This is a genomic window from Modestobacter sp. SYSU DS0875, assembly GCF_054050915.1.
The window spans coordinates 46,324-53,401 of record NZ_JBJHAH010000028.1 but is presented as its reverse complement, the minus strand read 5'-3'; the positions used below and the strand labels follow the sequence as shown (position 1 = coordinate 53,401).

Genomic DNA, 7,078 nt, shown 5'->3' with positions numbered 1-7,078 from the left:
GCCGCGCACCGCCCCCCGCGCCCCGCACGCCCGGGCGCCCCGGCGGCCCCGGGGGGGCGGGGGGCCGGCGGGGGGGGCCCCCCCCCCCCCCCCCCCACGATCAGGTCACCTGATCCCGGGGCGGGGATCAGGCGGGGAGGGAGGCGACGCCGCGGGGGAGGAATCGCCGGCCGGTGACCGCCTCCGAGACGCCGGCGCGGTCCAGGTGCGCGGAGATGCCGCCCAGCCAGAAGGGCCAGCCGGCGCCGAGGATCATGCACAGGTCGATGTCCTGCACCGCCTGGACGACGCCCTCGTCGAGCATCAGCCGGATCTCCTCGGCCAGCGCCCGCTCGGCCCGGTCACGGAGCTGCCCGGCGGTGAGCGGGGAGTCGCCGGCGTCGATCCCGCCCAGCTCCGGGTCGACCACGCCGGGCACGGAGAAGACCGAGGTCTTGCCCAGCTCGACCATCCGCCGCAGCCCCGCACCCACCCCGAACCGGTCCGGGAACGCCTCGTGCATCCGCTCGGCCACGTGCAGCGCCACCGGCGGGCCGACCAGCGACAGCAGCTCGAACGGGGTCATCGGCAGGCCCAGCGGCTCCAGCGCCCTCTCCGCCACGTCGACCGGCGTGCCGGCGTCGACCGCAGCGATGACCTCGCCGAGGAAGCGGGTCAGCAGCCGGTTGACCACGAACGCCGGGGCGTCCGCGACCAGCACGCAGGACTTCCTGAGCTGCTTGCCGACGGCGAACGCGGTGGCCAGCGTCGCGTCGTCGGTGCGCTCGGCGCGCACCACCTCCAGCAGCGGCAGCACGGCGACCGGGTTGAAGAAGTGCAGCCCCACCACGCGCTCGGGGTGCTGCAGCTGCGCCGCCATCTCGGTCACCGACAGCGCCGAGGTGTTGGTGGCCAGTACGCACTCGGGCGCCACCACGGCCTCGACCTCGGCGAAGACCTGCTGCTTGACCGACAGCTCCTCGAAGACCGCCTCGATCACCAGGTCGGCGTCGGCGAAGGCGGCCTTGTCCAGCGCCCCGGTGACCAGGCCGGTGAGCCGGTTGAGCGCGTCGGGGGAGAGCCGGCCGCGCTCGGCCAGCTTCTGCAGCTCGCCGTGCACGTAGCCGACGCCCTTGTCGACCCGCGCCTGGTCGACGTCGGTCAGCACGACCGGCACCTCCAGCCGGCGGACGAACAGCAGCGCCAGCTGTGAGGCCATCAGCCCCGCGCCCACGACGCCGACCTTGGTGACCTTCCGGGCCAGCGCCTTGTCCGGTGCCCCCGCCGGCCGCTTGGCCCGCCGGTTGACCAGGTCGAAGGAGTAGAGGCCGGCGCGCAGCTCGTCGCTCATCAGCAGGTCGGTCAGCGCGTCGTCCTCGGCCGCGGTGCCGGCGGTGAAGCCGGCATCACCGGCCCGGGCCAGGTCGAGCAGCTCGATCGCGCGCAGCGCGCCGGGGGAGGCGTCGCGGGTGCGGGCGGCGACGATCTGCCGGGCCCGGGCGATGGCGCCGTCCCAGGCCGACCGGTCGACCTCGGAACGGCGCACCTCGACGTCCCCCCTGACCACGCCGGCCGCCCACTCCAGCGAGCGCTCCAGGAAGTCGGCCGGCTCGAACACCGCGTCGGCGATGCCGAGCTTCGCCGCCTCCGGCCCCGGCGTGACCTTGTTCTGCGCCAGCGCGTTCTCCACGATCACCGTGACCGCGGCGTCGATGCCGGTCAGCTGGGGCAGCAGCTGGGTGCCGCCCCAACCGGGCACCAGCCCGAGGAAGACCTCGGGGAAGGCGACGACGGCGGTCGAGGCGATCGTGCGGTGGGCGCAGTGCAGCGCCAGCTCCAGCCCGCCGCCGAGCGCCGCGCCGTTGACGAAGGCGAACGTCGGGATCGCCGAGTCCTTCAGCCGGCGGAACACCCGGTGACCGGTCTCGGCGATCTCCCGGGCCTGCCCGGCGGAGGTGATCCCCGGAACGCCGGAGAGGTCCGCGCCGACGGCGAAGACGAACGGCTTGCCGGTGACGGCGATCGCCGCCGGGGCGGGGGAGTGCGCGGCGATCTCGTCCAGCGCGGCGTCCAGCGAGGCCAGCCCGCCGGGGCCGAACGTCGACGGGCGGGTGTGGTCGTGCCCGTTGTCCAGGGTGATCAGCGCGACCTCGCCGGTCAGCCCCGGTACCCGCAGGTACCGGACCAGCGCCCGGGTGACGACCTCGTCGGCGAACTGCTCGCTCACGCCTGTGCTCCCTCGGTGTCCGCCCCGGACCAGTTCGGGTTCTCCCAGATGACGCTGCCGCCCATGCCGATGCCGATGCACATGGCGGTGAGGCCGTAGCGGACGTCGGGCCGCTCGGCGAACTGCCGGGACAGCTGGGTCATCAGCCGCACCCCGGAGGAGGCCAGCGGGTGGCCCACCGCGATCGCCCCGCCCCAGGGGTTGACCCGCTCGTCGTCGTCGGCGATGCCGAAGTGGTCGAGGAACGCCAGCACCTGCACGGCGAAGGCCTCGTTGAGCTCGAAGAGGCCGATGTCGTCGATGGTCAGCCCGGCGCGGGCGAGCGCCTTCTCCGTGGCGGGGACCGGGCCGACGCCCATCACCTCGGGCTCGACCCCGGCGAAGGCGTACCCGACCAGCCGCATGCCCACCTGCAGGCCCAGCTCGGAGGCGACGTCCTCGGCGGCGAGCAGGCACCCGGTGGCGCCGTCGTTCAGCCCGGCGGCGTTGCCGGCGGTGACGTGACCGTGCGGGCGGAACGGCGTCCTCAGCTCGGCCAGGGCCTCGACCGTGGTGCCCGGTCGCGGCGGCTCGTCGACCGTGGCCAGCCCCCAGCCGGCCTCGGCCGACCGGGTCGCCACGGGCACCAGGTCGGGGCCGATCCGGCCCGCGGCCACGGCCGCGGCGTGCTTCTGCTGGCTGGCGACGGCGAAGGCGTCGGCCCGCTCCCTGGTCAGGTGCGGGAAGCGGTCGTGCAGGTTCTCCGCGGTCGCGCCCATCACCAGCGCGGACCCGTCGACGATCTGCTCGCTGACGAAGCGCGGGTTCGGGTCGACGCCCTCGCCCATCGGGTGGTGGCCCATGTGCTCGACGCCGCCGGCGATGGCGACGTCGTAGGCGCCGAAGGCGATGCCCGATGCCGTGGTGGTCACGGCGGTCATCGCGCCGGCGCACATCCGGTCGATCGCGTAGCCGGGGACGCTCGTCGGCAGCCCGGCCAGCAGGGCGGCGGTGCGCCCGATGGTCAGCCCCTGGTCGCCGATCTGGGTGGTGGCGGCGATCGCCACCTCGTCGACCCGCTCGGCGGGCAGGGCCGGGTTGCGGCGCATCAGCTCACGGATGCAGCGCACGACCAGGTCGTCGGCCCGCGTCTCGGCGTAGATGCCCGTCGGGCCGGCCTTGCCGAAGGGCGTGCGCACGCCGTCGACGAAGACGACCTCCCGCAGGGAGCGTGACCGTTGCTGGGGGGTGGACACAGGACCTCCGCGTCGAGTCCGGACGCCGGATCGGGTGGCGAACCGGCCGCCGCCGAAGTTACCCACTGGTAACCAGCAGCGCGAGTGCCACCCCCGTCGGGGTGATCGGGTCGCCGGAGTTCTGGATCACGGTCCGGCAACGGTCCCACGGTGTGCTTGCCACCACATGTGAGGGAGCGCACGATCCCCCACGGCACTTTCCGGAACCTCGACGAAAAGGCAGGAACCTTCATGGCGCGACGGCGCACCCTGATGACTGCTCTGGCAGCGGCCCTCGTGTTCCCCCTCGCCGCGTGCGGTGGCGGCGACGACGGCGGCGGCACCGGTGGTGGCGGCGGTGACAACGGCGGCGGTCAGGCCGAGGGCAGGGTCGGCGTCATCCTCCCCGACACGGAGTCCTCGCCCCGCTGGGAGTCCTTCGACCGACCGCTGCTGCAGGCGGCGTTCGAGGAGGCCGGCATCGAGGCCGACATCCAGAACGCGCAGGGTGACGCCCAGCGCATGCAGACGATCGCCAACCAGATGATCACCTCCGGGGTGACCGTGCTGGCGATCGTCAACCTGGACAACGCCTCCGGTGCGCAGATCCAGGACCAGGCGGCCCAGCAGGGCGTGGCGACGATCGACTACGACCGCCTCACCCTCGGTGGCTCGGCGGAGTACTACGTCTCCTTCGACAACACCGAGGTCGGCCGGCTGCAGGGGCAGGGGCTGGCCGACTGCCTCGGTCCGGAGCCGGCGAACATCGCCTTCCTCAACGGCTCGCCCGACGACAGCAACGCCACGCTGTTCGCCAACGGGGCGCACGAGGTGCTCGACCCGATGAGCCAGTACACCCAGGTGGCCGAGCAGCCCGTCCCCGGCTGGGAGCCGGAGCAGGCGCTGACGATCTTCGAGCAGATCTACACCCAGCAGGGCGGCGACATCCAGGGCGTGCTGGCCGCCAACGACACCCTGGCCAACGCCGCCATCCAGGTGCTGGCGCGGAACAACCAGGCCGGCCAGGTGCCGGTGACCGGGCAGGACGCCTCGCTGGAGGGGCTGCAGAACATCCTGGCCAACCGGCAGTGCATGACCGTCTACAAGCCGGCCGCCGAGGAGGCCAACGCGCTCGCCGAGCTGGCGATCGCGCTGATCAACGGCGAGGAGGACCCGGAGATCATCAACGGGGAGTCCGAGGACACCGAGGGTGACCGCACGGTGCCGTCGGTGCTGCTGGACCCGGTCTCGATCACCCGGGACAACGTCAGCCGGGTGGTGGAGGACGGCCAGGTCAGCCCTGAGGACCTGTGCTCCGGCGAGTACGCCGCCGCCTGCGCCGAGCTCGGCATCCAGTAACCCCATCCGTCCCGGGGCGCCCTCCGTTCGCGGGGGGCGCCCCGCAGCCGTGTTCCCAGGGAGGACCACGCATGTCCGTTCCGACGTCCGAGGACGGCTCCCCGATCCTCGAACTGCGCGGGGTGACCAAGAGCTTCGGCGCCAACCAGGTCCTCCACGGGGTCGACCTGAAGGTGTTCCCCGGTCAGGTCACCGCGCTGGTCGGTGACAACGGCGCCGGCAAGAGCACGTTGATCAAGTCCATCGCCGGCATCCACCCGATCGACAGCGGGGAGTTCTGGTTCGACGGCGAGCAGGTGCAGATCGCCGGCCCGCGGGACGCCGCGCACCTGGGCATCGAGGTCGTCTACCAGGACCTCGCGCTCGCCGACAACCTCGACGTCGTGCAGAACATGTTCCTCGGCCGCGAGCGGAAGAAGGGGATCGTGCTGGACGAGGCGTCGATGGAGCAGGCCGCCAAGGACACGCTCACCACGCTGTCGGTGCGCACCCTGAAGTCGGTCCGCCAGCTCGTCTCCAGCCTCTCCGGCGGCCAGCGGCAGACCGTGGCGATCGCCAAGGCGGTGCTGTGGGAGTCGAAGGTCGTCATCCTCGACGAGCCGACCGCCGCGCTCGGTGTCGCGCAGACCCGGCAGGTGCTGGACCTGGTCCGGCGGCTCGCCGACACCGGTCACGCCGTCCTGTTCATCACCCACAACATGGTCGACGTCTTCGAGGTGAGCGACCGCGTCGCCGCGCTCTACCTGGGCCGGATGGCGGCCGACGTCCCGCTCGACCGGGTCGACCGGACGCAGGTCATCGAGCTCATCACCTCCGGCCGGTCCGGCGACCTGGGCCTGGACCAGTCCGTCTTCGAGGGGGCCTGACATGGCGAGCGACACCACCGTTCCCACCAGCGACGTCGAGCCCGGCGCGTCGGCGCCGTCCGGGTTCGACGGCGACCGCACGCAGGACACCGTGGGTGGCGTCGTCCGCGGGTACGTCGACCGCGTCCGCGGCGGCGACCTCGGCGCGCTGCCGGCGGTGCTGGGCATCGTCGTGCTCACCCTGCTGTTCTTCGCCCTGCGGCCCGAGACGTTCCTGACGCCGCTGAACATCACCAACCTGCTGGTCCAGGCCGCACCGATCACCCTGCTGGCGATGGGCCTGGTCTGGGTCCTCCTGCTGGGCGACATCGACCTGTCCGCCGGTGTGGTCAGCGGGGTGGCGGCCGCCGTGCTGGCCCAGCTGCTCGCCGAGGTGGGGGTGCCCTGGTACGTCGCGGTGCTGGCGGCGCTGGTCACCGGTGCGGTGATCGGCATGTTCACCGGCACCCTGGTGGCGATGATCGGCATCCCGTCGTTCGTCGTCACCCTGGCGCTGTTCCTCGCCTTCCAGGGCGTCACCCTGCGCATCATCGGTCAGGGCGGCACGGTGCCGATCCGGGACGACGTCATCCGGGCCCTGACCAACAGCTACATCCCGGTCGGGATCGGCTGGCTGCTGGCCGCCGCGGTGACCGTGCTCTACGCCGCGCTCACGCTGAACCGCTGGCGGGCGCAGCGCAGCAAGGGGCTGGCCAGCCAGCCGCTGGGCATCGTGCTGGGCCGGATCGCGCTGATCGCGGTGATCGTCGTGGTGCTCACCTGGATCCTCAACGCAGACCGTGCGCTGTCGGCCGCGGTGGACCTCAAGGGCATCCCGTACGCCATCCCGGTCGTCGTGGTCCTGCTCCTGGCGCTGACCTTCCTGCTGGGCCGGACGACCTTCGGCCGGCACGTGTACGCGGTCGGTGGCAACAAGGAGGCCGCGCGCCGGGCCGGCATCAACGTCGTCCGGATCCGGGTCATGGTGTTCGTGCTGTCCTCGTCGATGGCCGCGGTGAGCGGCCTGGTGGCGGCGGCCCGGCTGAGCTCGGTGACGCCCGGCTCCGGTGCCGGCAACACCCTGCTGTACGCGGTGGGTGCGGCGGTCATCGGTGGCACCAGCCTCTTCGGTGGCCGGGGTCGGGTCCGCGACGCGGTGCTCGGTGGTCTGGTGATCGCGATCATCGACAACGGCCTCGGGCTGCTGCAGGTGTCGGCGTACCTGAACTACATCATCACCGGCGGCGTGCTCCTGCTCGCCGCCTCCGTGGACGCCCTGGCCCGCCGCCGCGCGGCCGCCGGGCGAAGTTAGCCCTCCACCCCTCCACGGCACACGAGGGGCGGTCACCGGGCATCCCGGTGGCCGCCCCTCCGTCGTGGGACGCCCCCACTCCCGAGTCGCCCCACGGGACGGATCCGGCCGCTACGGTGTCGGCACCGGCGCGGGGGTGGCG

5 protein-coding genes are annotated in these 7,078 nt (G+C 72.9%); 3 read left to right on the top strand and 2 right to left on the bottom strand.

The window, feature by feature from the left end; genetic code table 11:
- Window positions 1–127 precede the first annotated feature (127 nt).
- Together ACI79Y_RS15720 and ACI79Y_RS15715 are read right to left on the bottom strand one after the other, a co-directional pair.
- Window positions 128–2,206, bottom strand: coding sequence for a 3-hydroxyacyl-CoA dehydrogenase NAD-binding domain-containing protein (locus ACI79Y_RS15720; protein WP_457159382.1), 2,079 nt, complete (start codon window positions 2,204–2,206; stop codon window positions 128–130).
- Window positions 2,203–3,441, bottom strand: a complete 1,239-nt coding sequence (locus ACI79Y_RS15715; RefSeq protein ID WP_457159381.1) for a thiolase family protein — start codon at window positions 3,439–3,441, stop codon at window positions 2,203–2,205. Before ACI79Y_RS15715 ends, ACI79Y_RS15720 begins: the two co-directional genes overlap by 4 nt.
- Before the next feature lie 252 nt (window positions 3,442–3,693).
- Between ACI79Y_RS15715 and ACI79Y_RS15710 the strand changes: the two genes are divergently transcribed.
- From ACI79Y_RS15710 to ACI79Y_RS15700, 3 genes are all read left to right on the top strand, one after another.
- A complete protein-coding gene (locus ACI79Y_RS15710; RefSeq protein WP_457159380.1) occupies window positions 3,694–4,779 on the top strand; it encodes a sugar ABC transporter substrate-binding protein in 1,086 nt (361 codons plus the stop codon).
- A gap of 71 nt (window positions 4,780–4,850) precedes the next feature.
- Entirely contained in the window at window positions 4,851–5,645 is a 795-nt protein-coding gene (locus ACI79Y_RS15705; RefSeq protein ID WP_457159379.1) for an ATP-binding cassette domain-containing protein, read from the top strand.
- Between the two features lies 1 nt (window position 5,646).
- Window positions 5,647–6,936: a sugar ABC transporter permease gene (locus ACI79Y_RS15700; RefSeq protein ID WP_457159378.1), complete on the top strand. Its 1,290-nt coding sequence runs from the start codon at window positions 5,647–5,649 to the stop codon at window positions 6,934–6,936.
- The last annotated feature ends 142 nt before the right edge of the window (window positions 6,937–7,078 follow it).